This window comes from Bradyrhizobium sp. NBAIM03 (genome assembly GCF_020194055.1).
GTDB lineage: Bacteria > Pseudomonadota > Alphaproteobacteria > Rhizobiales > Xanthobacteraceae > Bradyrhizobium > Bradyrhizobium yuanmingense.
Window position 1 is genome coordinate 56,595 of the sequence record NZ_JADYVS010000004.1, and the last position, 25,396, is coordinate 81,990.

General features: G+C 64.4%; 20 protein-coding genes. 8 read left to right on the top strand and 12 right to left on the bottom strand.

Annotated features, from left to right (window positions below; all coding sequences use genetic code 11):
• Positions 1 to 78 precede the first annotated feature (78 nt).
• The gene (locus I6F21_RS07145; RefSeq protein ID WP_225139593.1) at positions 79 to 1,299 is read left to right on the top strand and encodes a cytochrome P450; all 1,221 of its coding nucleotides are present in this window, start codon (positions 79 to 81) and stop codon (positions 1,297 to 1,299) included.
• Positions 1,300 to 1,530: 231 nt separating this feature from the next.
• Complete coding sequence (gene rocD / locus I6F21_RS07150; protein ID WP_036025809.1) at positions 1,531 to 2,745, top strand: ornithine--oxo-acid transaminase; 1,215 nt, start codon at positions 1,531 to 1,533, stop codon at positions 2,743 to 2,745.
• Positions 2,746 to 3,035: 290 nt separating this feature from the next.
• Here rocD and I6F21_RS07155 read toward each other — a convergent pair whose 3' ends face one another.
• Entirely contained in the window at positions 3,036 to 3,209 is a 174-nt protein-coding gene (locus I6F21_RS07155; protein ID WP_158284420.1) for a hypothetical protein, read from the bottom strand.
• Positions 3,210 to 3,451: 242 nt separating this feature from the next.
• Here I6F21_RS07155 and I6F21_RS07160 point away from each other — a divergent pair, with 242 nt between their 5' ends.
• From I6F21_RS07160 to I6F21_RS07170, 3 genes are all read left to right on the top strand, one after another.
• On the top strand, positions 3,452 to 4,906 hold the full coding sequence (locus tag I6F21_RS07160; protein WP_225182998.1) for a Spy/CpxP family protein refolding chaperone: 1,455 nt from the start codon (positions 3,452 to 3,454) through the stop codon (positions 4,904 to 4,906).
• Positions 4,907 to 5,008: 102 nt separating this feature from the next.
• A complete protein-coding gene (locus I6F21_RS07165; protein ID WP_051056878.1) occupies positions 5,009 to 5,395 on the top strand; it encodes a DUF4440 domain-containing protein in 387 nt (128 codons plus the stop codon).
• 37 nt (positions 5,396 to 5,432) lie between these two features.
• On the top strand, positions 5,433 to 8,804 hold the full coding sequence (locus tag I6F21_RS07170; protein ID WP_225139596.1) for an adenylate/guanylate cyclase domain-containing protein: 3,372 nt from the start codon (positions 5,433 to 5,435) through the stop codon (positions 8,802 to 8,804).
• Between the two features lie 564 nt (positions 8,805 to 9,368).
• Here I6F21_RS07170 and I6F21_RS07180 read toward each other — a convergent pair.
• From I6F21_RS07180 to I6F21_RS07220, 9 genes are all read right to left on the bottom strand, one after another.
• The gene (locus I6F21_RS07180) at positions 9,369 to 10,232 is read right to left on the bottom strand and encodes a sugar phosphate isomerase/epimerase family protein (protein ID WP_225139598.1); all 864 of its coding nucleotides are present in this window, start codon (positions 10,230 to 10,232) and stop codon (positions 9,369 to 9,371) included.
• A complete protein-coding gene (locus I6F21_RS07185) occupies positions 10,232 to 11,422 on the bottom strand; it encodes a dihydrodipicolinate synthase family protein (RefSeq protein WP_225139599.1) in 1,191 nt (396 codons plus the stop codon). The genes I6F21_RS07180 and I6F21_RS07185 overlap by 1 nt, the downstream gene beginning before the upstream one ends.
• Before the next feature lie 120 nt (positions 11,423 to 11,542).
• Positions 11,543 to 12,694, bottom strand: coding sequence for a Gfo/Idh/MocA family oxidoreductase (locus I6F21_RS07190; RefSeq protein ID WP_225139600.1), 1,152 nt, complete (start codon positions 12,692 to 12,694; stop codon positions 11,543 to 11,545).
• A complete protein-coding gene (locus tag I6F21_RS07195; protein WP_225139601.1) occupies positions 12,691 to 14,085 on the bottom strand; it encodes a hypothetical protein in 1,395 nt (464 codons plus the stop codon). The genes I6F21_RS07190 and I6F21_RS07195 overlap by 4 nt, the downstream gene beginning before the upstream one ends.
• Before the next feature lie 4 nt (positions 14,086 to 14,089).
• Positions 14,090 to 14,920: an ABC transporter ATP-binding protein gene (locus tag I6F21_RS07200; protein WP_192893460.1), complete on the bottom strand. Its 831-nt coding sequence runs from the start codon at positions 14,918 to 14,920 to the stop codon at positions 14,090 to 14,092.
• Between the two features lie 14 nt (positions 14,921 to 14,934).
• Positions 14,935 to 15,927: an ABC transporter substrate-binding protein gene (locus tag I6F21_RS07205; protein ID WP_109144529.1), complete on the bottom strand. Its 993-nt coding sequence runs from the start codon at positions 15,925 to 15,927 to the stop codon at positions 14,935 to 14,937.
• A 57-nt stretch (positions 15,928 to 15,984) separates the two neighbouring features.
• Positions 15,985 to 16,794 (bottom strand): ABC transporter permease, encoded by an 810-nt coding sequence (locus I6F21_RS07210; protein ID WP_036004651.1) that lies wholly within the window; start codon positions 16,792 to 16,794, stop codon positions 15,985 to 15,987.
• Positions 16,795 to 17,115: 321 nt separating this feature from the next.
• Positions 17,116 to 17,823, bottom strand: coding sequence for a TetR/AcrR family transcriptional regulator (locus tag I6F21_RS07215; RefSeq protein ID WP_193375190.1), 708 nt, complete (start codon positions 17,821 to 17,823; stop codon positions 17,116 to 17,118).
• Between the two features lie 174 nt (positions 17,824 to 17,997).
• Positions 17,998 to 18,846 (bottom strand): VOC family protein, encoded by an 849-nt coding sequence (locus tag I6F21_RS07220; protein WP_225139602.1) that lies wholly within the window; start codon positions 18,844 to 18,846, stop codon positions 17,998 to 18,000.
• A 212-nt stretch (positions 18,847 to 19,058) separates the two neighbouring features.
• Between I6F21_RS07220 and I6F21_RS07225 the strand changes: the two genes are divergently transcribed.
• Positions 19,059 to 19,952 (top strand): sugar kinase, encoded by an 894-nt coding sequence (locus I6F21_RS07225; RefSeq protein ID WP_057027031.1) that lies wholly within the window; start codon positions 19,059 to 19,061, stop codon positions 19,950 to 19,952.
• 6 nt (positions 19,953 to 19,958) lie between these two features.
• Positions 19,959 to 20,867, top strand: coding sequence for a ribokinase (locus tag I6F21_RS07230; protein ID WP_109144532.1), 909 nt, complete (start codon positions 19,959 to 19,961; stop codon positions 20,865 to 20,867).
• 161 nt (positions 20,868 to 21,028) lie between these two features.
• On the opposite strand, the gene I6F21_RS07235 is transcribed toward I6F21_RS07230, so the two are convergent.
• Positions 21,029 to 22,246, bottom strand: coding sequence for an FAD-dependent oxidoreductase (locus I6F21_RS07235; RefSeq protein ID WP_036004678.1), 1,218 nt, complete (start codon positions 22,244 to 22,246; stop codon positions 21,029 to 21,031).
• A 227-nt stretch (positions 22,247 to 22,473) separates the two neighbouring features.
• On the opposite strand from I6F21_RS07235, the gene I6F21_RS07240 reads away from it, so the two are divergent.
• Positions 22,474 to 23,268, top strand: a complete 795-nt coding sequence (locus I6F21_RS07240) for an enoyl-CoA hydratase/isomerase family protein (RefSeq protein ID WP_036004639.1) — start codon at positions 22,474 to 22,476, stop codon at positions 23,266 to 23,268.
• A gap of 239 nt (positions 23,269 to 23,507) precedes the next feature.
• On the opposite strand, the gene I6F21_RS07245 is transcribed toward I6F21_RS07240, so the two are convergent.
• Positions 23,508 to 25,220: an IlvD/Edd family dehydratase gene (locus I6F21_RS07245; RefSeq protein ID WP_225139604.1), complete on the bottom strand. Its 1,713-nt coding sequence runs from the start codon at positions 25,218 to 25,220 to the stop codon at positions 23,508 to 23,510.
• Positions 25,221 to 25,396: the final 176 nt, after the last annotated feature.

Genomic DNA, 25,396 nt, shown 5'->3' on the forward strand with positions numbered 1-25,396 from the left:
CGAAGACTGTAGACGCATGCATGCGCCGACCAGAACAACAAAAACGGCATATCGGCTTTAACCGGCGAGTATAACGGGATGAACGCAGATGCGAAGGCGCTGGCGGCAAGCTTCGACCTCGAGAAGCTGACGCCGGAGTTCTACGACAACCCCTATCCGACCTATCGTGCACTGCGGGAGAACGAGCCGGTCAAGCGCCTGCGGAGCGGCACCGTGTTCCTGACCCGCTACGATGATCTCGTCACCACCTACAAGAACACCAAGTCGTTCAGCTCGGACAAGAAGCGCGAGTTCGCGCCGAAATACGGCGACACCCTGCTCTACGAGCACCACACCACCAGCCTCGTGTTCAACGATCCGCCGTCCCATACCCGCGTCCGCCGCCTGATCATGGGCGCGCTGTCGCCGCGCGCGATCGCCAGCATGGAGGGGGACCTGATCAAGCTGGTCGACGGCCTGCTCGATGCCATCGAAACCAAGGGCGCTTGCGAACTGATCGAGGATTTTGCCGCTTCGATTCCCATCGAGGTGATCGGCAACCTGCTCGACGTGCCTCACGAGGAGCGCGGGCCGCTGCGCGACTGGTCGCTGGCGATCCTGGGTGCTCTCGAACCCGTAGTGTCGCCCGAAGTAGCTGCGCGCGGCAACAAGGCGGTGGCGGACTTCCTCGCTTATCTGCAGACGCTGGTGTCGCGGCGGCGCGCGAAGCCGGGCAATCCCGAGCGCGACGTGCTGACGCGTTTGATCCAGGGGGAAGAGAACGGCGAGCGGCTGACCGAGAAGGAGCTGCTGCACAATTGCATCTTCCTGCTCAATGCCGGCCACGAGACCACCACCAACCTGATCGGCAACGGCCTCGTGGCGCTCGACCGCCATCCCGACCAGAAGCAGCGCCTGATCGAGAACCCGGACATGATCAAGACTGCGGTCGAGGAGATGTTGCGCTACGAGAGCTCCAACCAGCTCGGCAACCGCATGACCACCGAGAAGGTCGAGCTCGGCGGCGTCATGCTCGATGCCGGCACGTCGGTGACGCTGTGCATCGGGGCTGCCAATCGCGACCCCGCGCAGTTTCCCGACCCCGAACGTTTCGATATCGCGCGCACGCCGAACCGGCACCTCGCCTTCGCCACAGGCGCGCATCAATGCGCAGGCATGGCCCTGGCGCGGCTGGAGGGGGCGATTGCGATCTCGCGCTTTCTGGCGCGCTTTCCGAACTATGCCGTGAGCGGCCCGCCAGTGCGCGGCGGACGGGTCCGGTTCCGCGGCTTCTTGAGCGTGCCCTGCGCGCTTGGCTGAGGGGCCGGCAACCAAACTGCGAAAACAACCCCATGCACAGTAGAGCCTGGGTCGCAGAACGGTGCCCTGTGGCCCGGCAGAACCACCTGACATTTCGGGACTATCAGGCCGCGCCGCGCCATCGGCGCATCAAGGCTTCCGAGCTGACAAACCGATACCCACATTCATTTGGGCGCGACCCGCCGGTGCAGTCGATTGACGCCGCCGCGCGCAGCAATGGAGTGACGGCAGATGAGCTCGTCGGTCATTGATTTCATCGCGACAGAAGCGCGCTTCGGGGCCCGTAATTACGAGCCGATCGGGGTCGTCCTGTCGCGCGGCGAAGGTGTCTGGGTCTGGGACACCGAAGGCAACCGGTACCTTGATTGCCTGTCCGCCTATTCGGCGGTCAGCCAGGGCCACTGCCACCCCAAGATCCTGGCGGCGATGGTCGAACAGGCGCACAGGTTGACGCTCACCTCGAGGGCCTTCCACAACGACCAGCTCGCCTTGTTCTACGAGGAGATCGCCGCGCTCACCGGTTCCCACAAGGTGCTGCCGATGAACAGCGGCGCCGAGGCGGTGGAAAGCGCGATCAAGTCGGTCCGCAAATGGGGCTACGAGGTGAAAGGCGTGCCGGACGGCCAGGCCGAGATCATCGTCTGTGCCAACAATTTCCACGGACGCACGCTGGGCGTCGTCGGCTTTTCAACCGACCCCGAGACACGCGGACACTTCGGGCCGTTCGCGCCGGGCTTCAAGGTCATCCCGTTCGGCGACGCCCCGGCGCTTGCGGAAGCAATCACCCCAAACACGGTCGCCTTTCTGGTCGAGCCGATCCAGGGCGAAGCCGGTGTCGTCATTCCTCCGGCCGGCTATTTCACTGAGGTCCGGGAGCTCTGCACCGCCAACAATGTGATGCTGGTGCTCGACGAGATCCAGACCGGGCTCGGTCGCACCGGCAAGCTGCTCGCCGAACAGCACGAGGGAATTGAGGCGGACGTGACGCTGCTCGGCAAGGCCCTGTCCGGCGGCTTCTATCCGGTCTCGGCCGTGCTCTCAAACAACGACGTGCTCGGGACATTGAGGCCCGGGCAGCATGGCTCGACCTTCGGCGGCAACCCGCTTGCCTGCGCCGTGGCCCGCGCGGCGATGCGCGTGCTGGTCGAGGAAGGCATGATTGAGAACGCGGCGAGGCAAGGCGCGCGCTTTCTGGAGGGCTTGAAGGACATTCGCGCCAATACGATCCGCGAGGTGCGCGGGCGCGGCCTGATGCTGGCGGTCGAGCTGCATCCCGAGGCCGGGCGCGCACGCCGCTATTGCGAGGCGCTCCAGGCCAAGGGCATCCTCGCCAAGGATACCCATGAGCATACGATCCGCATCGCCCCGCCGCTGGTGATCACAAGCGACCAGGTCGACTGGGCGCTGGAGCGGTTCGCCGCGATCCTGACGCAGGATTTCTCTTGAGACTGGCTGCGTCGGAAGATCGCAATGCCGGCTGTGACCAAGGACGAACGATTCCACAGTCTGTGCGTTGAAAGTCGTGGGCGATTACGAGTTGGGAGCTAGGATCATGCTTCCGCGTGGCGTTTGCCTGACGGCTGTTTTGGTTGGCGTCTCGATGCTGACGACGAGCGCGCCAGCCCAGGGACCTCTCGGACACGGACGGGGTGGAGGACCACCAGGACCAGCCGCAGCGCCGCCATCAGCACCACCGGCCATGGCCCGCCCGGCAGCACCACCGGCAGCACCACCGGCTATGGCTCGTCCAGCCGCACCGCCAGCAGCACCGCCAGCCATGGCACGTCCGGCCGCTCCGCCAGCCATGGCGCGTCCGGCGGCTCCGCCAGCCATGGCGCGTCCCGCCGCGCCGCCAGCCATGCCGCAGCGACCGGCGATGGCGCCACGTCCGGCGCCCCACATCGCCTCACCGCCACCGCGTCCGACCCCACAAATCAGTGCCCCCCGAGCCGCCCCGCAGGTGGCAGCGCCCCGGCGCGAAATCCATCGCCCGCCGGCAGCGCCGCAACGTCCGGCCATGGCGCCGCGGCCGACGCCGCAGATCGCCGCCCCTTCGCGCCCAAGTGCACCCCCGGCCGTGAGCGAGCGTTCGGGACCGCCGCGTGAGATGCTTTCGCGCCAATCCGCGGAACGCCAAGACCGCATCGACCGCTTGCAGCAGCGCGTGCAGCAACTGCAATCGCAGAAACCGGAAGGCGCAAGGGCGCAGCAACGGCAGCAACGGCTGCTGCAGTCGCAGAGCCGTCTTCTTGAGCGCGAGCAACGCGTGCAACAGCGCTCGCAGCACGTCGAGCAGCGGCAGCGCGACATGCTGTCGCGCCAGACGACGGAGCGCCAGGCCCGCATCGAACGCCTGCAGCAGCGGGTGCAGCAATTGCAGTCGCAAAAGCCCGAAGGCGTGCAAGCGCAACGGGCGCAGCAGCGAATGCTCCAGGCGCAAAACCGCTTGCTTGGCCGAGAGCAGCGCGCGCAGCAAATTGACCTGGCGCGCCAGCAGCGGCTTGGGCTGCAGGCTCCGGCGGAGCGCGCTCCGGCACTTGCAGCCGCTGCGCCGGCCGCCGAGCGCGGACGGTTTGCGGAACGCTTCCGCGAGCAGTCCACTGCGCTGACCCAAGCGGCTCTCGTCACGCGCCAAAGCGGCTGGGCACCCCGGCAGGCCTGGCGTCACCGTCATCCCGCGGTGTTCGTGGCTTGGCTTGGGCCCGTGTTCTGGCCTTACGCCTATTCCGACATCTTCAACTACACATTCTGGTCGTATGGCTACGAGCCCGGATATTGGGCGTACGCCTATGACGACTTCGTCGACACCGTGTTCTGGGGCGGTGACGGCCCCTACTCCGCTTATGCCAGCACCAACTCGTATGACTACCCTCAAGCCGGCGGCGGCTACCGCGCGCGCCAGCGTGCCAGCGTGAGCCCGCAGACGCTTCAGCAATTGTGTGCCACGCCGGACAAGGGCGTGACCGCCTGGCCGCTTGCCGATATCGCACAGGCGGTGCGGCCGACGCCGGAGCAACGCGCATTGCTGGACGAGCTCAAGACCGCGGCGGCCAACGCTGCCGGTGTGTTCAAGGATTCCTGCGCGGAGACTTATGCACTGACTCCCCCTGGCCGCTTGCGCGCGATGATGAACCGCATCAGCGCGACGCTTGAAGCCGTCAAGATCGTTCGACCGGCACTGGAGAATTTCTACAACTCGCTCAGTGACGAGCAGCAGGCCCGCTTCAACGCGCTTGGCCCCAATGTCGGCGAGCGCTCGCCGCAGCAGCAGGAGGCGAGTAGCGAGGGCTGTGGCGATCCGAAGTCCGGGCTGACGCAGTTGCCGATCCAGAGGATCGAGGCTGTGCTCCACCCAGCCGGCAAGCAGAAGGAGGCGCTCGACCGCCTCAGCGAAGCGACGGCGAAGGGCGTTGAGGGCCTACAGGCGGCCTGTCCGAACGATGCGCCGCTGACACCTGTCGGACGGCTGGAGACGATGCAGCATCGGCTCGAGGCCATGCTGACGGCCGCCAAGCTGGTCGAACCCGCCCTGGACGAGTTCTATGCCACGCTGAGCAGCGAGCAGAAGGCGCGCTTCAACAGACTGCAACAGGTCGCAGCCCAATGAAGGCGGCGTCGCGTTCCCTCGTTGCAGTTTGCAGCGGTCGAACGACGTCAGGTGACGTTATCGTTCTCCAACGAAAGCAAGCCCGCGTTTGAGGGAGGGATCATGACAGCCTTAGCTTCCTCCATAAGACACGACATTGCTGCGGCGTACGCCGCGTGGGATTCAGCATTCAACAAAGCAGATGCCAGGGCTATCGCGGCGACTTACGTGCCAGACGCCAAATTGTTGCCGCCAACGCATCAGGTGATATCCGGTCCGACAGAGATCGAGAGCTTCTTTGCTGGGCTGTTTTCAAGCGGATTCACCGATCACAGGTTGGTCGTCATCGACGCCGGCGGAGATGAGAAGATCGTCTACGGCACGGCCCATTGGAGCGCCAACGGTAAGACAGCGGATGGCGCCAGCCAACCTGCAGGCGGGATCGCAACCCACGTGTTTGAGCGTCAGGCAGATGGTTCGCTGAAGCTGAAGTTGCATACTTTCAATTGAGCTGACCGTCGCCTGATCCGGCACGAGGAGGCTTGTCGTGGATATCGCGCAATGGCTTCGCGGTCTCGGGCTGGAGCGCTACATAAAGACCTTTTGTGACGCTGAAATCACGTCCGAAATTTTGCCAGAACTGACCGAAGCCGACCTGCGGGAGCTTGGCTTGCCACTCGGCCCACGCAAGGCTGTGCTAAAGGCAATCCATGCACTCGCTGCGCCGATCACCCCGGTGGCTGTCAACGCCAATGGACCTGCCGACTACGCGAAGCCATCGATCCCTTCGGACGCGGAGCGTCGACAGCTCACAGTCATGTTCGTCGACCTGGTCGGCTCGACGGCACTTGCTTCAGGGCGGGATCCCGAGGAGTTGCGTGACCTCTTGCAGGCCTACCATAACACCGTGGTGGGCGAGATCGACCGATTCGAAGGCCACATAGCCAAATTCCTCGGCGATGGCGTTCTCGCTTATTTTGGCTGGCCGCGGGCGCACGAAGATGAGGCGGAGCGCGCCGTTCGCGCCGGGCTTCGAGTGACCAAGGCGGTCGCATCCCTTACCGAACCGGGTGGTGCAGCGCTCGCCGCTCGCGTCGGCATCGCAACCGGTCTGGTCGTGGTCGGCGAGCTGATTGGCGAGGGAGAGGCTCGCGAGCGCGCAGTCATCGGCGAAACACCAAACCTAGCCGCCCGACTGCAAGATCTGGCCAACCCAAGTGATGTGGTGATTGCGGAATCGACCCGCCGCCTACTCGGCGAAGCTTTCACGTACCGCGACCTCGGCACGGTGCCTCTCAAAGGTTTCCCGGAACTGGTGCAGGCGTGGCTTGTCATTGGTGAAGGCGCGGCAGAGAGCAGGTTCGAGGCTCGGCATGGCTTGGCAACGACCGCACTGGTCGGACGGAATGAAGAACTTGCATTGCTCCTGGATCGCTGGGAGCGGGCGAAAGAGCGGGAAGGACAGATCGTCCTGCTCGGCGGCGAAGCCGGCATTGGCAAGTCGCGGCTCGTGCGAGCCTTACGGGACCAGGTCGCCCGTGTGCCGCACACGCCGCTGAGTCATTTCTGTTCACCATTTCATACCAACACCGCTCTATATCCCGTCGTTGGCCTCCTTGAACGGGCAGCGGCAATACGGCGGGAGGACGCTTCCGACGAACAGCTCGATAAACTCGAGGCCATGCTCGCGCTTGGTGCGGACAATGTGCATGAGAGCGCGCCGGTTCTCGCGGATCTCTTGGCAATCCCGACCGGGGAGAGATACCCGCCTCTCGCACTCAGTCCGCACCAGAAGAAGGAGCGAACCTTCCAGGCCCTTCTGGAACAGATACAAGGCTTAGCGGCAAGACAGCCAGTGCTTGCCGTCTACGAGGACGTCCATTGGGCGGACCCTACTATGCTCGAATTCCTCGATCGGCTCGTCGACGAGGTGCAGCGACTTCCAATTTTGATGATCGTTACCTTCCGGCCCGAGTTCATTCCGCGCTGGACGGGTCATGGACATGTGACAGCGCTCTTTCTAAGCCGGCTGGGACGTAGGCAAGGGGCGGCAGTCGTTGACCGGATCACGGGCGGCAAAATGCTCCCTCAGGAGGTGCTTGAGCAGATTTTGGCCAAGACCGACGGCGTGCCGTTGTTCGTCGAGGAGCTCACCAAGGCCGTCGTCGAATCCGGGCTGCTCAAAGATCAGGGCAGCCGCTATGAGTTGATCGGCCCACTACCGCCGCTGGCGATCCCGACGACGCTGCAGGACTCCTTGATGGCCCGCCTCGATCGATTGGCGCCGGTCAAGGAAGTTGCCCAGATTGCAGCTTGCATCGGACGCGAATTCGGACACGATCTTCTGCGCCTTGTAACGGCACTCGAAGAGCACGCGCTCCAGCATGCTCTCACTGATCTATTGGCCGCGGAACTGATATTCCGTCGTGGCGTACCTCCGAATGTTGCCTACAGCTTCAAACATGCGCTGGTGCAGGACATCGCGCACGAGAGTCTCCTGAAGAGCAAGCGGCAGCAGATCCATGCCCGCATAGCTGCAGCTCTCGAACAACATTACCCTCCCCGTGCGGAGGCGGAGCCGGAGACAATCGCTCTACATCTCACCGAGGGTGGACTGGCAGGAAAGGCGGTGGACTACTGGCTGCGGGCCGGCCGCATTGCGGCTGGGCGTTCCGCCAATCTCGAAGCGATCACTCATCTCACAAGGGGGCTGGAGGCACTCAAGTCCAATCCACCAGGGCCGGAGCGCGATCGTCAGGAACTCGCTCTGCAAACGGCAATCGGAGGTCCACTGATTGCCATCCACGGATACACGGCTCCGCAGCTTGGCACAGCCTTCAGCAGGGCTCATGCGCTCTGCTATGAACTCGACGACACGGGTGCGTTGTTCTCCACCCTTAGCGGCAAATTCATCTTCCACTTCGTGCGCGGCGACTATGCTGCCATGCAGAGCCTCGTTGCCGAAACGCAGCGCGCCGCTGAGCGCACCGGGCACACAGCACTGGAATTGGCTACGCATCGTCTGGCCGCGCTCACCGCAATGCATGCCGGTGATTTTCTGACCGCACGCTCGGAGTTCGAAACGATCCTGAGTCGCTATCAGCCAGAGGAGCATCGGCCGCCGCCTGTGCACTACGTACATGACCCGAAGGCCTCTGCGCTACCCTACTTGGCGATTGTGCTTTGGGTTCTTGGTTACCCCGAACAGGCTCAGCGGACTAGCCGTGCCGCATCTCAATACGCTATGGAGTTGAATCAGACGAACCTTACCGCGCATGTGCAGGTCTATGGCGAGGCGGCTCTTGCGGAGCTAATTGGGAACGTGGCGGCCGTACATGCGCATGCCGACACCATCATCCATCTCGCCGATCAGAACAGCTTGAACTATTGGCGCGTGAGCGGCCTCGTCCTGCGGGGCTGGGCAATGGCGCAAGAGGGCAACGTAGAGGCCGGCCTGGCGCTCATGCGCCTCAGTCTGAACGAGCGGAACAGGCTCGGGGCCAGTTGGTACCAGGTTCGGTACTTGTGGATGCTCGCGGCCACCTACCTCAACTTAGGTGACCACGACAACGGCGTCGCTACCCTTGCCGAGGCAAAGGCCCTTGCTGCGCGCAGCGGCGAGCATATGTGGGAGGCAGAACTTGCATGCATCGACGGTGAACTGCACCGCTGTCGTGGTGCTCCAGCTGACGAGGTCGAGGGGTATTTGCAAACTGCGCTCAAGATCGCCCAAAGCCAGAGCGCAAAGTCCTTTGAATTACGTGCCGCAATGAGTTTGGCTCGGCTTTGGCGCGACCAGGGAAGGAGGGCCGACGCGCGGTGCCTTCTTGGCTCGGTTTACGGCTGGTTTACGGAAGGCTTCGAAACGCCGGACCTTCGTTCCGCCAAGGCGCTCATGGAGGAGCTTTCCCGATCATGATCGCGCATTTCCAAACTCCAGACGTTGGCGGACAGCAAGCACACGGGTGACACGGTAACCTTCTACTTGCGTTATTGGAACTGACACGGATCAACTCCGCTGTCGGGGCACAAGCAGTCATGCTCTGAACGATCTGCACTCAGAGCTCTTCCTTTCATGAGTTCACGGCCTTTCTGATCTCACGCGACGGAAATCGTCGTCGACCCAGCATCACTCGCGTTTGTGATCGATCGAGACTGCTGGGCCTCATTCGAGACAATGGCGTTGCATTGTTGGAAATGGGAAGACAGCTCGAGGTCAGCCAGATGATCCCAGTATTCTGCCTCTGCGAGCAGCTTCCATTTGTTCATGCTGTTGTACGCGGCCTGTTGCCGGCACAGTGAGCTCATCGCACGCAAGCGTCGCACTTTCTCCACTGCGAACCTCCCTCCGCGCCTGCTTGGTTGCAAGCGCATTTGTGTCGTTGGAGCTTCGCAGATCGAATTGACGAGTGATAGTCCGAGATTCAACGGAAAAATCGATGATAGCGCAATCGTCTGACTTTTCACGAGACACTCGAGGCAACTACACCACCGTCCTATGCCGCGTGATGCAGGTGCGAAGCACCTCGTCCATCGGCTTGCCCCACCAATCGGTGGAGAAAATCTCGATCTCGGAATAGCCGGCAAAGCCCTGCGCTTCGACCGCTGCACGCACCGATTTGATGTCGATGACGCCGTCGCCCATCATGCCGCGGTCGTTGAGGATGTCCCTGGTCGGCACCAGCCAGTCGCAGACATGGAACGCCAGCAGGCGGTCCCGGCCGGCGCGTGCGATCTGGTCCATCAGCTCCGGATCCCACCAGATGTGATAGACGTCGAGCGCGACGCCGAGCATGCCGGTGCGGCCGGGGTCGAGCCGGTCGCAGATATCGAGCGCCTGCTTGGTTGTGTTCACGCAGGCGCGGTCGGCCGCATAGGCCGGGTGCAACGGCTCGATCGCCAACGGCAGCTTGGCTTGCCTCGCGTAGTCGAGCATGTCAGCGAGCGCTTCCTCGACCTGCCCGCGCGCTGCCACCAGATCCTTCGAAGCTTCACTGCCCAACCGCGAATATTGCGGCAGGCCGCCGACGACGAGGACGATGCAGGGCGCGCCCAGTGCCTTGGCTTCATCGACACAGCGCCTGTTATCGTCGCGCACTTCGCCCCGGCGCGAGACATCCGAGGTGAACATGCCGCCGCGGCAATAGCCAGAGAGATCAAGGCCAGCCTCGCGCACCGCGCGCGCGACGCGGTCGAGACCGACGTTCGCGACCTGGTCGCGCCAGGGATCGATGGCTCGGATGCCGTGCTTCGCGCAGGCCTCGATGATGGCGACGAGGTCACCCTGCTTGCGGACGGTCGCCGTGTTCAGCGACAGCCAGCGATGGTCGGACGAGAAATCGCGCATCAGGATTCGATCCCGTGGGTGGCCAATACGGTCTTCATCCGTTGCGTCGCGAGTTCAGGGTTGGCGAGCAGACCGGCTTGGTCGGCCAGACGGAACAGCTCGGCGAGATGCAACGTCGAACGCGTGCTCTGCTGTCCGCCGACCATGGTGAAGTGATCCTGGTGTCCGTTGAGATAGGCCATGAACACGACCCCGGTCTTGTAGAAGCGCGTCGGCGCCTTGAAGATGTGACGCGACAGCGGGACCGTCGGGCCAAGCACGTCGTGGAAGCCGGCCTCGTCGCCTGCCGCCAGCCGCGACAGCGCGTAGGACGCCGCCGGCGCGATGGCATCGAAGATGCCGAGCAGCGCGTGTGAAAAACCTTCACTATCGCCGGCGATCAGCTCCGCGTAGTTGAAATCGTCGCCGGTGTACATCTTGATGCGGCTGTCGAGGCGGCGACGCATGTCGATCTCGCGCTGCTTGTCGAGCAGCGAAACCTTGACGCCGTCGACCTTGGCGGCGTTGCCGTTGATGATGGCGACGGCAATGTCCATGGCCTTGTCGAGATCGTTGGTGCCCCAATAGCCCGCCAGTGCCGGATCGAACATGTCGCCGAGCCAATGGATGATCACGGGCTCACGGACCTGCGAAAGCACGCGGTCATAGACCTTGGCGTAATCGTCGGCATTGCGACCGAGTTTTGCCAGGGCCCGCGAGGCCATTAGGATGATGCGGCCGCCGACCTTCTCCACTGCCGAGATCTGCTCCTCATAGGCGCGGATGACGTCGTCGAGGTTTCTCGCGTCCTCCACTGCGAGATGATCCGTGCCTGCACCGGAGAACACCAGCGCGTTGCGGCGCTTGGCGGCGGCGACCGAGCGCGTGATCAGCTCCAGCGAGGTGGGCCAATCCAGCCCCATCCCGCGCTGCGCGGTGTCCATGGCTTCGGCAACGCCGAGGCCGAGGTCCCAGACGTGCTCGCGGAAGGCGATGGTCTTGTCCCAGTCGATGGCGGCCGACAGCCAGGGATCGTTCTCGGCGAAGGGATCGGCGACGGTGTGCACGGCCGAGAAGGCGATGCGGTTCAGCGGCCCCTCGAGCTTTGCGGGGAACGTGCGCGAGGCCGCGAGCCGATAGGTCTCGATCGAGCGATCGGGCTTGGGGAGCTTCAGCGACAGGGATGACATTGGTTGGACGGGCTTGTTCATTTTGGTCCTCTCTCCGTCATTGCGAGGAGCGAAGCGACGAAGCAATCCAGGGTCTTTCCGCGGAGGCAGTCTGGATTGCTTCGCTTCGCTCGCGATGACGAAATCATGAGCATCGGAATGTCACACCTTGATGGGCGCGACGTCGATCCAGCGCCGCTCCTTCCAGCTCTTCAGCGCGCATTCGGCGAGCTGCACGCCCTTGGCGCCTTCGAGCAGTGTGAACTTGTAAGGGGCGTCCTCGTAGACGTGGCGGATGAACATCTCCCATTGCTCCCTAAAGCCGTTGTCGTAGGTGACGTTGTCGGGCAGCTTCTGCCAGTCGCCGTAGAAGTCGTGCAGCCGCTTCTCGTCGGGATTCCACACCGGGCGCGGTGTCGCCTGCCGCGCCTGGATCATGCAGTCGGTGAGGCCCGCGACCGCCGAGCCGAGCGTGCCGTCGACCTGGAAGGTGACGAGATCGTCGCGATAGACGCGCGTCACCCAGGACATGTTGATGTGGGCGATGACGCCGCCTTCGAGCTGGAATGTGGCGTAGGCGGAATCGTCCGCAGTTGCCTTGTACTTCTTGCCCTGCTCGTCATAGCGCTCGGGGATGTCGGTGTTGCCGATGCAGCTGACGCTCTGGACGTTGCCGAAGAGGTTGTCCAGCACATAGCGCCAGTGGCAGACCATGTCGAGGATGATGCCGCCGCCATCCTCGTCGCGATAGTTCCAGGAGGGCCGCTGCGCCTCCTGCCAGCCGCCTTCGAACACCCAATAGCCGAACTCGCCGCGCACCGAGAGGATGCGGCCGAAGAAGCCGGAATCGCGCAGGAAAGCGATCTTCTTCAGCCCCGGCAGAAACAGCTTATCCTGCACCGTGCCGTGCTTGACGCCCTTGGCATTGGCGAGCTTCACGACCTCGACCGCTTCCTCGAAATTCGTCGCAATCGGCTTCTCGCAATAGACGTGCTTGCCGGCGTTGATGGCCTGGGTCAGCAGGCCGGGACGGGCCTGCGTCGTCGCGGCGTCGAAGAACATGGTGTCGTTCTTGTCGGCTAGCGCGGCATCGAGATCGGTGGTCCAGCGCGTGATGTTGTAGCGTTTGGCCAGCGCCTCGACCTTGTCGGCGCTGCGGCCGACCAGGATCGGGTCGGGCATGACACGGTCACCGTTCTTCAGGCGCACGCCGCCCTGGTCGCGGATCGCGACGATCGAGCGGATCAGATGCTGGTTGAGCCCCATCCGGCCGGTGACGCCGTTCATGATGAGGCCGAGGCGTTGGGTGGTCATGCCAATTGCTCCTGAGATCTTGGCTGGGCGAGCGGGCGCAATGCCGACCAGTCCGGATGGACCGACGAGGCGAAGCCCGCGCAATGAAGCGATCCCGTCAGGAGATCGCCGTCGTGAATGGAGAGCCGGATGCCCCGCCTGGCATCGGCATAGAGATCGGGATGCGCGGCGGCGAAGGCCTGAGCTTCTGCTATGGGCGTTTCACCGAAGCCATCGACGTAGTGGTGGCCGTTGCGCTCGGCGTGGGTGACGCCGATGAAGGCACCGAGCGCAAGATCCTGCTGCACGGCAAGGCCGGCCTGGCAGGTGAGGTCCTCACCAGTGATGAAGAAGGCTTCGCCTTGCGCGCTCCATTTCGCCACACGCGTGGCGTTGATGATTGACTTGTAAAGTCCCTTGCAAGATTTCGAGGAGATGCCGCGATAGCCGAGCGCCCGTGCTGCCGGAAACGCGTCGTAGGAATCGTCGGCTTCGTCGATGATGAAGCCGCGTGTGCCCAGCGCGCCGAGCGGCGTTCGCCGCGTAATGTCGCGCGGCATCGGCTGCTCGACATAGAGCAGGCGCGCGGCAATCGGGCGCAGCGCGGCGTCGCGATTGAGCCCGTCCATCAGCGCCTGTAACGCGGCGAGATCGGCATACTGCTCGTTGGCATCGAGCGTCACCTTGTAGTCGCGTCCAAGCGTGTCGAGCTGCTTGCCGATCCGGGCGAGCCGCGCCGCATCGGCAGCCGGATCGCCGGACAGCTTGAGCTTGAAAAAGCGCGCGCCGGTATTCTCGCGCGGATCGGCAATGCCGCCCTCACCCTCGACGACATCATCAAGGCCGACGGTATGCCTGATGGCAACACGCGCCAGCGGCACCCGGCCGGCGAGAAACGTCCTGATGTCCCGCTCGCTCAGGTCAGGAGAAAGCCGCGCATCGATGCCGGCGATGTTCGCGGCCATTCCTTCATAGAAGCTGGTCCCTATCGCGCGCAGCAGCGCATCGAGGATGGCCTTGTCGATCTCCGCCGGGCCATAGGCCGCAGCCAGCCCCGGAATGTTCTCCTTCGCGCAGGTCGCGATCTGGGCACCGATGCAGGAGGCATGCAGATCGAACGCCGTCTGGAAGCCGGTCCGTGCCAGATAGAGTCCGCGCGCGATCTCCAGCGAGCGACGCAACTCGTCCACCGTCTGCGCTGGCGACAGCTCCGGCCGCTTGTCGAACCACTTTGGTACCAGCAGCTCGGCGCTGGCACCGACGGCGGTACCCCGGCCCTCGACCTCGATCTCGGCCCGCACGAACAGCTGCGGCGTCGCGTTGATCGTGATCGCACCGAAGCGGAACGGCCGCGCGAACTGCACGGGACGTTCGAAGAAGGCGATGTCTCGCAGCTTCAGGCGGGGGGACATGGTTTCAGTCCAACGCCCCTTGCGAGAAGAAATGCTTGCGGATGCGCTGCACCAGCTCCGTAAACACCGGGTCGGCCATCGCGTCGAGCGAGCGCGGGCGCGGCAGCGGCACGTCGTAGATCGCGGCGATCGCGCCGGGGCGCTCGGTCATGACCAGCACGCGGTCGGCGAGGAACACGGCCTCCGGAATCGAATGCGTGATCAGGAGCACGGTCTTCTTCGTCTCGCGCTGGATCCGCATCAATTCGACATTCATGCGCTCGCGTGTCAGCGCGTCGAGCGCGCCGAACGGCTCGTCCATCAGCATGATCTTCGGATCGTGCACCAGCGCGCGGCAGATCGAGGCGCGCTGCTGCATGCCGCCGGAGAGCTGCCAGGGCAGCTTCTTCTCGAAGCCTTCGAGGCCGACCAGCTTCAGCAGCGACTTGGCGCGGTCGAGATATTCCTGGCGCGGCAGCCGCTTCATGTCGATCGGCAGCATCACGTTGGAGAGGATGTTGCGCCAGGGCAAGAGCAGCGCGTTCTGGAACACGATGCCGACATTGCCGTGCGGCGTCGTCACCTTCTGGCCCTCGACCAGGATCTCGCCCGTGGTCGGCGCCAGCAGGCCCGAGATCAATTTGAGCAGCGTGGACTTGCCGCAGCCGGAAGGGCCGACCACGACGAAGAACTCGCCGTCATTGATGTGGAAGTCGAGCGGCCGCAGCGACGGCACATCGCCGTCGCGCGTCCGGTAGGTCTTCGACACGCCCGACAGCTTGATGCCCGACGCATCGCCGGCAGCCCGGTCGCTCACCAGTCTCAGATGAGCGGCCGACTGCGCGGTTTCACTCATGACAGTCGCAGGTTTCACGAGCCGCTCTTCGGCAGGTAATCGCTGGTGTAGAAGGCCTTCGGGTTCTCCTTGGCCTTGGCATCGAGGCCGCCATATTCGACCAGCAGGTTGACGGTCTCGGTCATGTTCTGGTCGGTGACCTGGAACGGCCGCTTGCCCTTGGTCTCCGCGGTCCGGTAGAGCGGGATGGTCAGCTCAAAACCCTGCGTCAGCGTGTCGATCTTGCCGCCCTTGGGGTTGGCATCGAGGATCGATTGCGCCGCCGCCTTCGGCTCCTTCTCGGCAGCTTCGACCGCCTTGGTCGTCGCCGACATGAAGCGGCGGACGAGGTCCGCATTGGCCTTCACGTAGTCGGTGTTGGCGATGACGCCCGAGGAGACCATGTTGATGCCGTAGTCGGCGAACTTGATCGGATAGACATCCTTGCCGGTCGCGTCCTTGATCTTCATCGACTGATCCATGACGTAGCCGAGCAACAGATCCGCCTGGCCGTTGATGACGGCGTTGAGCTTGGTCTGGCCGTCGCCGGCGACGGTCTTGAAGTCGCTTTCCTTCAGGCCGGTCTTCTTCAGGAACAGCGGCCAGATCTGCGTCATGGAATCGGCCGGCGTGATCGCCACCGTCTTGCCCTTGATGTCTTCAGGCTTCCTGATGTTCTTGTCGGCGAAGCCCATGGCGGACATCGGGCTCGTTTGCAGCAGCACGCCGGTTGCGACCACGGGCGCGCCCTTGATCGCGGCGCGCATCATGGTGGGGACGTCGACATAGCCGAAGTCCGCGGTCTTGGCGGCAACCGCCTGCGTGGTCGCAGCCGAGCCGCGGCCTTCCTGGATCTCGAGCTCGATGCCTTCGGCGGCGTAGATGCCCTTGGCCTTGCCGTAATAGAACGGCGCGTGCTCGCCATAGACGTACCAGTTCAGCATCAGCACGACCTTGTCGGCTGCCTGCGCCGGCATGGCTGCGAACGCCATCAGTGCTAAGGATGCAGCTCCAATCAACCGCTTCATCGTTTCTCTCCCTTGCCGTTGGTTGCGTCGGCCGTTGGTGGCCGCTCGTTGCTTTAGTCAGGATGCAAAGATCACGTCCTCGCGCTGGCTGACATGCCAGGGAATGACCAGCTTCTCGACCCGGTCGACGATCCAGAACAGGACCACGCCGAGCAGCGCCAGGATCACCAGCGCCGCGAACATCGTCGGCAGGTCGAAAGTGCCGATCGAGCGCTGCATCACGTAGCCGATGCCGGAATTGGAGCCGACGAACTCGCCGACCACCGCGCCGACCACGGCCAGCGTCACCGACACTTTGAGACCGGAGAAGATCGCCGGCAGCGCATGCGGCAGGTTCACCGCGCGGAACACCTGCAGGCGGCTGCCCTGCATGGCACGGGCGAGATCGACCATATCGGGATCGACCGATTTGAAGCCTTGCACCGCGGAGACCACGACCGGGAAGAAGCCGAGCAGGAACGCCGAGATCACCTTGGGAATGATGCCGAAGCCGAACCACACCACAAACAGCGGGGCGATCGCGATCTTGGGCACGGATTGCGAGAACACCAGCAGCGGATAGACGTAGCTTTCCACCGTCTTCGAACCCGCGATCAGCATCGCGACGGGAATGCCGAACAGTGCCGACAGCAGGAAGCCGCAGACGGTCGCATAGGTGGTCGGCCAGGACTGCCGCAGCAGCTCCGGCCATTCGGTGCGCAGCACGGCGACGACGTCGAGCGGCGCCGGGATTTGGTACGCGGGGATTCTGAACAGCCGGATCGCGAGATCCCAGGCGACGACGATGAAGACCAGGAACAAGAACGGCCGAACCCAGGCTGCATTCAGCAGCTTGGAAACAGCGTTTTGCGGCTTCGGCTCGGCCAATTTTCACTCCCGGCAGTCTTCTTCGTTATGGGGAGAAATTAACCCGTTGGATAAATACTGTCCAGAGCTTTCCCTGTGACGTTTTGTGCTCGGGGTTCCGGGAGCTTTTGGGGACGGGACTATCGCCTTCCGTGTCCCGGACGCGCTGCAATGTAAGCGTTGCTGCGCTGCGTCGGGGCACGGGAGCGGAGTGAGGTGCACGCGCCTCCACGTGGTCATTGCGAGCGCAGCGAAGCAATCCAGAATCTTTCCGCGGAGACAGTCTGGATTGCTTCGCTGCGCTCGCAATGACGGAGCAAGGCGCCCCATCATGGCTACGGGCTACACCGCCTGCACGACCGCGGCGCGCGACTTCGGCGTCTTCGCGATCTCGAACAGCGCCGCGGATTGCCCCGTCAGCGCGGCCAGCACCAGGCCCACCATATGCGCCAACCGCTCCTCCTTGGCCTTCTTGTCCAGGAGATCGCGGCCGAAGATCACGCTGAGCGTTGCCGAATTGGAGAGATAGAAGAAGCTGAGCGCTGCGATCGAGATGTAGAGCTGCACGGGGTCGACCGCGACCTGGAAGTCGCCGCTGTCGACGCCGCGGCGCACCACGGTGCGGATCATCTCGACGAAGGGCGAGTGCATCGACTTGACCTTGGTCGATTTCTTCAGGTGCTTGGCGCGCGCGAGGTTCTCGGTCTGCAGCAGCGAGAGGAATTCGGGATTGCGCAGGAAGTAGTTCCAGGTGAACTCGATCAGGCGGCGGATCGCCTCGGGCGGATCGAGATGTTCGAGGTCGAGCCCCCGCTCCTCGCTGCGGATCTTGTCATAGGCGCCTTCGAGCACCGCGAGATAGAGCTCGTCCTTGTTGCCGACGTGATAGTACAGCATGCGCTTGTTGGCGCCGGCCTTGGCGGCGATGCGGTCGACGCGCGCGCCGGCAAGGCCATGGGCGGAAAACTCCTGCTTGGCGGCTTCGAGAATGCGCAGCCGCATCCCCTCGGGGTCACGCTGCCATTTCAGAGTTCGCTTTGCCTTCGCCAAACCGGGTGCTCGCTGGGTGCCGACAAGACGCGTGTAGCACGCGAGCGTGAGTTTGAGAATGTTCGTCATTCCGGGGCGCGCCTCTTGGCGCGAGCCTGGAATCCATTGGGCGGCAGAGTCAGCCGCGAAATGGATTCCGGGTTCGATGCTACGCATCGCCCCGGAATGACAGAATCACTCCACCGGCTTCGGCGAACGCTCCAGCAGCACGGTCTGGATTCCGCAGGTGCCGTTGCGCACGGTCATGATGCGCGTCCCCGGCTTGCGGCCGGTGCGGACCTCCGAGACGTCGAGTCCGCTCGCGATCAGGCGGGCGCGGGTGGCGTCGATGTCGCCGACCCGCCAGCTCAGGCCCCAGAGCCGGTCATGCGCGGCATCGCCGCCCGCGACCGGGCGGCGCACCACCTCGACGATGAGGTCGCCGCAGCGGAAGAACATCAGCTGGCCCCAATCCTGGTGCGAGCGGTCGAGCGCGAGATCAAGGCCGAGCCGGGCGCCGTAGAGCGCGGCGGCGCGCTCGGAATCCTCCGTGGTGACAACGACGTGGTCGAGCCCCTCGATCGGCGCGATGTCGGTCACGGCGGACTTCGGACGCTCGTCGGCCAGCTCCAGGAAGAACATGCGCACGCCGCGCGTCAGCTCGGTGGCGGCCCGCGTGCGCTTCCAGTGCAGCACGGCGTCGGTGGCGGCGTCGCTGCTCTCGACCTCGGCGACCGTATCAGGCCTCAGGGCCACCCGCTCCAGCCGGCGGTGCATCTTGCCGATGTCGGCGACACGAAAGCACAGGCTGGCGAGCATGCCTTCCTGGTCGCCGAGCAGTGCGCGCATGCGGTCGGCGGTGACGCTGAAGCCGTGAGGGGCCATCAGCTCGATGGTCATGTTGTCGAGGGTGAACAGCACCCGGTCGGCGCCCTCGCCCGAGTTCTGCCAGGCCGGCGCGCGGGCGAGCAGCGTCTGATAGGCCGCCTTGGCCGCACCGATATCGCCTACGAGAACGACGATGTGATCGAGGCCGGTGATCATTCTGCACCCTTTTTGTGGACGGGGAACCCCGGGAGCGAAAGACGGCGTTTGTCCGGGCTTGGCATAGGCCAGTGATGGTCGTATTCCCGGACCATGCTGACCTCAAGCGCTTCGGGCGGCAGTTTTGCGAATAATTTCAGCGTCCCTCCGGAGCGGAACCGGTGCTAGAGTAATCTCGCCGGCCGGGACCACAAGCGCATCACGGACAAGCAATGCAGGCTCTCTTCATCGGACAGACCTATATCGACGTCGTCTTCATCACCGACCACATGCCGACCGGCGACGAGAAGCACGTGGCGCGTGACTACGCGGTCTCCTTCGGCGGCAATGCGGTGACGGCGGCGTTCTGCTGCGCCAAGCTCGGCATCGTGCCGGACCTGATCGCGACCGCAGCCAATGACTGGCTGGGGCGCATGTTCCAGGACATGTGCGCGAAGTACGGCATCTCGCTGCATGGGCGCAAGGTCAACCAGTCCTCGCTCTCCTTCATCATGCCCAAGGACGGCAAGCGCGCCATCGTCCGCTGCCGCGACGACGAGCACATCCACCCCTTTCCGATGCTCAATCTCGGCGGCTGCCGCGCGCTGCATGTCGACGGCCACCAGCCGGATGCCGCCATCCACTACGCCAAGGTGTGCCGCGAGGCCGGCATCCTGACCTCGCTCGACGGCGGCGGCCTGCGCACCAACACCCATGAGCTGCTGGAATTCATCGACGTCGCCATCGTCGCCGAGCGCCTGTGCGAGCAGATGGATCTGACGCCGGAGAAGATGCTCGACTATCTCAAGAGCCGCGGCTGCAAGATCGGCGGCGTCACCATGGGCGAGAAGGGCCTGTTCTGGTACGACGAAACCGGGACGGTGCAGGTGATGCCGGCGATGCCGATCCCGCGCGAGCGCGTGATCGACACCAACGGCGCTGGCGACGTCTTCCACGGCGCCTATGTCTATTCCTACCTCGCCCATCCCGGCAAAAGCTGGCGCGAGCATTTCGACTTTGCCCGCGCCGCCTCGACCTACAAGATCCAGCGCCTCGGCAACGAGGCCGGCTTGCCGACGCTGGTCGATATCGCCAAGGTCAGGCACGAGTTCGAGGTCAGGGTCTAGAAAGAGATGGGGCGGGTCTTCGTTGCCGGCAGCATCAACATGGATGTGGTGGCCACGGCCGATCGCCATCCGCGCGTCGGCGAGACCGTCGCCGGCCGCCAGGTCCTGTATTTCCCAGGCGGCAAGGGCGCGAACCAGGCGGTCGCGGCCTCGCGGTTAGGGGCGCGGACCACGCTGATCGGGCGGCTGGGCAGGGATTCGTTGGGCGCTGAGCTGAAGGCCTTTCTCGGCGACCAGGGCATCGACCTCGGCTATGTCGTGGAGATGGCCGAGGCGCACACCGGGACGGCCATCATCACGGTGGCCGAGGCCGACAACACCATCGTCGTCGTTCCCGGAGCGAACGGGCTGGTCGGCGCTGATGACGTCAAGGTCGTGCCGCTGCTGAAGGGCGACGTCGCCGTCAGCCAGTTCGAGATTCCGCTGCCGACGATCGCTGCCTTCTTCCACCGCGCCCGCGCGGCGGGGGCAGTGACCGTGCTGAACCCGGCGCCGGCGCAGAAGATGCCGGGCGAGCTGCTGGCGCTGGTCGACATCCTCGTGCTGAACGAAACCGAGCTCGGCTTCCTCGCCGGCGTTGAGCTCTCCGAGAGCGACGCGGCCGGCCGCATCATCGATGTCGCGCGAAAACTTCAGGCGCGCGAGGACCAGACCATCTGCGTCACGCTCGGCAAGCGCGGCGTGCTCGCGCTCGCCGGGCACGAGGAGATCTCGGTGGCCGGCCGTGTGGTGAAGGCACTCGACACCACCGGCGCCGGCGACTGCTTCGTCGGCGCGCTCGCCGCGCAACTCGCTGATGGCGCGCCGTTGCGTGAGGCGCTGACGTTCGCCAATGCCGCCGCCTCGATCAGCGTGCAGCGCATGGGCGCCGGACCGTCGATGCCGACGGGGGCGGAAGTGGCGGCGATACTGTAGAGGCCTCTTCGCCTCTCCCCGCTTGCGGGGAGAGGTCGGAATTTGCGAGAGCAAATTCCGGGTGAGGGGGACTCTCCGCGAGTCCGACTGCTATCCTATGCGCGGAGAAAGCCCCTCACCCCAGCCCTCTCCCCGTAAGAACGGGGAGAGGGAGAAGAACTTCATGCCAGCGCGCTCTTGAGGTCGAAGCTCTCGTCCGCGGCCTGCTCCGGCGTGATGGAGCGGTCCATAGCCTGCAATCTCCGGCCGAACATGTGATCGCCGGCGCGGTTGATGGATTCGATTCCGAGCAGCTTGTCGCCGTGATAGCAGAACGCCGAGAATGCCTTCTTGGCGGGATCGCCGCGCAGCACGACGCGGTCGTAGCCGGTCGTCAGCCCCGCGATCTGGAGCTTGTCGTCGCCCTGATCGCTCCAGAACCAGGGATGGCTGTCGTACGGTTTCTTATCCCCGGTCAGCTTTGCTGCGAGGCAGCGGGCCTGATCGGTGGCGTTCTGCACCGATTCCAGCCGCAGCGATCCGCCGAAGCGCGGGCTTGCGAACAGCGCGCAATCGCCAATGGCCGAAATGTTGGGATCAGCCGTCGACAGATATTCATCGACGATGATGCCGGCGGCGACCGGCAGCCCTGCCTCGGCCGCGAGTTCGATGTTCGGCAGCACGCCGACGCCGACCACGACGAGGTCGGCCGGCAGATGCCGCCCGTCGCTCAAGGACACGCCGGTGACCTTGCCGGCCTCGGCTTCGATCGAGGTCGCCTGCACACCGAGATGGATACGGATGCCGGCCTCGCGGTGGCGCGCCTGAAAATATTCGGAGACCTCCGCCGTCACCGCCCGCGCCATCACACGCGGGGCGAGCTCGAGCACGTCGACCTCGAGGCCCTTGATGCGGGCGGTCGCGGCGAATTCGAGGCCGATGAAGCCGGCGCCGATGATCACGGCGCGCGTCTTCGACGGCATGATCGCGCGCAGCGCCTCGCTGTCATCGAGAATGCGCAGATATTTCACGTCGGGCAGATTGGCATTGGGCAAATCGAGCAGGCGATTGCGCGCGCCGGTCGCCAGCACGAGGTGCCAATAGTCCAGCGTCTCGCCGGATGCGAGATGCACCTTACGCGCGGCGCGGTCGATCGAGGCGGCGCGGCCGGCGATCAGTTCGATGCTCTGGTCCTGGTAAAACTTCTCAGGCCTGAACATCAGGCTCTCCGGGCCCGCGGAGCCCTTGATGTAGGCCTTGGACAGCGGCGGCCGCTGATAGGGCAGATGCGGCTCGTCATTGATCAGGCAGATGCGCTCGGCAAAGCCGGCCTGGCGCAGCGATGCCGCGATCTGGTAGCCGCCATGGCCGGCACCGACGATGATCACCGGGCCAGTCATCGGACAGCCCATTTCCGGAAGACACGAGCGTGACCCATGCCGCCTCCTCTCTCGCTGATTTTGCTTGCTGGCCTTGCGAGGAGCCGGCGCTCGTGTCCGTCCCTTGGCGAAAGCGGCTCCATTTGAGCCTATCGTTCCGCCCGGCGCAAGAGCGGTGGTTCGGGGATTGTCACCCCTGCCCTTCTGCGATTTAGTTCGAGCCTCGACCTCCTGCCGGAGAATTTAAGATGACCGCTCCCGTCTCAAAGCCCGACGATCCCGCCCTGCTCAAGGTCGACGGCCCGATCGCGACCATCACGCTGAACCGCCCTGCCGCATTCAACGCGATCGATCTTGCGATTGCCCAGAAGCTCGAGCAGCTCGCAACCTATATCGAAGGCGCCGACGACATCCGCGTCGTGGTGCTCGAAGGCGAAGGCCGCGCGTTCTGCGCCGGCGGCGACCTGCAGACGATCGGGGCCGCCGCCGAAGCCGGCACGGTGACGCCCGTCGTCGGCGAGCTATTGAAGCACTATCACGCCTTCATCGAGATCATCAGGCGCATGCCGAAGATCTCGCTGTCGAGCGTGCACGGCTCGGCCGCCGGCGCCGGCATGGGCCTCGCCTTCGTCACCGATCTCTGCATCGCCGCTGACGATGCCAAGTTCACGCCGGCCTATGCCAAGATCGGGGTGTCGCCGGACGGCGGCTCGACGGTCGGCATCGTCGGCACGGTCGGCTCCCGCCGGGCGCTGCAGATCTTTCTCGCCGAGGATAATTTTACCGCGCAGCAGGCCTATGAATGGGGCTTGGTTGCCAAGACCGTCCCCGCGGCCGAGTTGAAGACCGCGACGCGAAAACTTGCCGAGCGTCTCGCGCAGAACCCGCCGGCTTCAATCGCCGGCACCAAGCAGCTGGTCTATCAAGCGGCGACCACGCCGGTGAAGCAGCAGCTCGATGCCGAGGAGCACAAGATCATCATGGCGATGAACACGGAAGCGTTCCGCACCGCCGTGAAGAAGTTCACGAGCAAGAGCAAGTAGCGGCCAAACGATCGGTGCCGAGGCTATCGCATATGACCTGTGGCGGCGGCCTGCGCGCACGCCTCATCCTTCGAGACGGCGCTGACGCGCCTCCTCAGGATGAGGCTAATCAGCGTCAGCGCCCGTTGAAACTGTAGCCGCGCACTCCGTCCTCATCCTGAGGAGCCCGCCTAAAGCGGGCGTCTCGAAGGATGGCCGCAGGGAAAGCTCTCAAATGCGATATCCCTGCGGTCGGTGGCTCAGCCCTTCGCGGGGCCATTCCTCTGCATGAAGTCGAAATCGCAGCCCTCGTCGGCCTGCAGGATGGTCTCGTTGAACAGCCAGGCGTAGCCGCGCCGCGCCTCTTCCGGCGCGGCCACCGGCTTCAACGCAGCGCGGCGCCGCTCCAGCTCGGCGGCGTCAACCAAGAGCTCGATGCTGCGCTTGGCCACATCGAGGCGGATCATGTCGCCGTTCTCAACCAGCGCCAGCGGCCCGCCGACGGCGGATTCCGGGGTGATGTGCAGCACGATGGTGCCGAACGCGGTGCCGCTCATGCGCGCATCCGAGATGCGCACCATGTCCTTGATGCCGCCGCGCGCGAGCTTCTTCGGGATCGGCAGATAACCGGCTTCCGGCATGCCCGGCGCGCCCTTCGGGCCGGCGTTGCGCAGCACCAGCACGTCGTCGGCGTTGACGTCGAGATCGGGATCGTCGACCCGCAAGGTCATGTCCTCGACGGATTCGAACACGACGGCGCGCCCGGTGTGCTGCAGCAGCTTCGGGCTGGCGGCGGATTGCTTGATGACCGCGCCGCGCGGGGCGAGATTGCCGTGCAGGATGGCGAGGCCGCCCTCCTTCTTGATCGGATTATCACGCGGACGAATCGCATCCTGGCCCGGCACGTCCTCCGCATTCGCCGCGATCTCCCGCAACGTCTGGCCGCTGATGGTCTTGGCATCGAGGTCGACGAGATCGCCGAGCTGCGCCAGCAGCTTCGGCACGCCACCAGCGTGGTGGAAGTGCTCCATATAATGCTCGCCGGACGGCTTGAGATCGACCAGCACCGGCACCTCGCGGCCGATCTGGTCGAACGCTGCGAGGTCGAGCCGGTGCGGCGAGCGATGCGCCATTGCGGTGAGATGGATCAGGCCGTTGGTCGAGCCGCCGATCGCCTGCAGCACGACTTGCGCGTTCCTAAACGAGGCCGGCGTCAACACTTCGCTCGGCTTCGGACCCTTGGTCTTGGCCATCTCCGCGGCAACCTTGCCGCTGGCCTCGGCGAGACGGAAGCGCTCGGCATGCGGCGCGGGAATCGTCGCGCTCATCGGCAGCGACAGGCCCATCGCCTCGATCATGCAGGCCATGGTCGAGGCCGTGCCCATCACCATGCAGGTGCCGACCGATGGCGCCAGCCGGCCGTTCACCGCCTCGATCTCGGCATCGTCCATGTCGCCGGCGCGATATTTCGCCCAGAGGCGGCGGCAATCGGTGCAGGCCCCCAGCACCTCGCCCTTGTGATGACCGACCACCATCGGCCCGACGGGGATGACCACGGTCGGCAGGTCGGCGCTGATCGCGGCCATCACCTGCGCCGGCAGCGTCTTGTCGCAGCCGCCGATCACGATCACCGCATCCATCGGCTGGGCGCGGATCATCTCCTCGGTGTCCATCGCCATCAGATTGCGCAGGTACATCGAGGTCGGATGCGCAAAGCTCTCCGCGATCGAGATGGTCGGGAACACGAAGGGCATCGCGCCCGACAGCATCACGCCGCGCTTGGCGGCTTCGATGATGTCAGGGACGTTGCCGTGGCAGGGATTGTAGTCGCTATAGGTGTTGGTGATGCCGACGATCGGGCGCTCCAGCGCGTCGTCAGAATAGCCCATGGCCTTGATGAACGCCTTGCGCAGGAACAGCGAGAAACCGGCATCGCCATAGCTCGTCAGACCCTTGCGCAAGCCACTCGTCATCAGGGCGCTCCCTTCAGCTTTTGTCGTGGTGGTAAGGCCAGCGCCCTGATTGTCAATAACTCGACTTGCAGGCCTGACGCTTGGTTTCTGGCACTCCTGAGCACCGCGCGGCATTGCCGCACGGGACGGCGCCGAACGCGCAGGGAATCTCCCGTTTCCAGCCTCTCCAGCGTGGA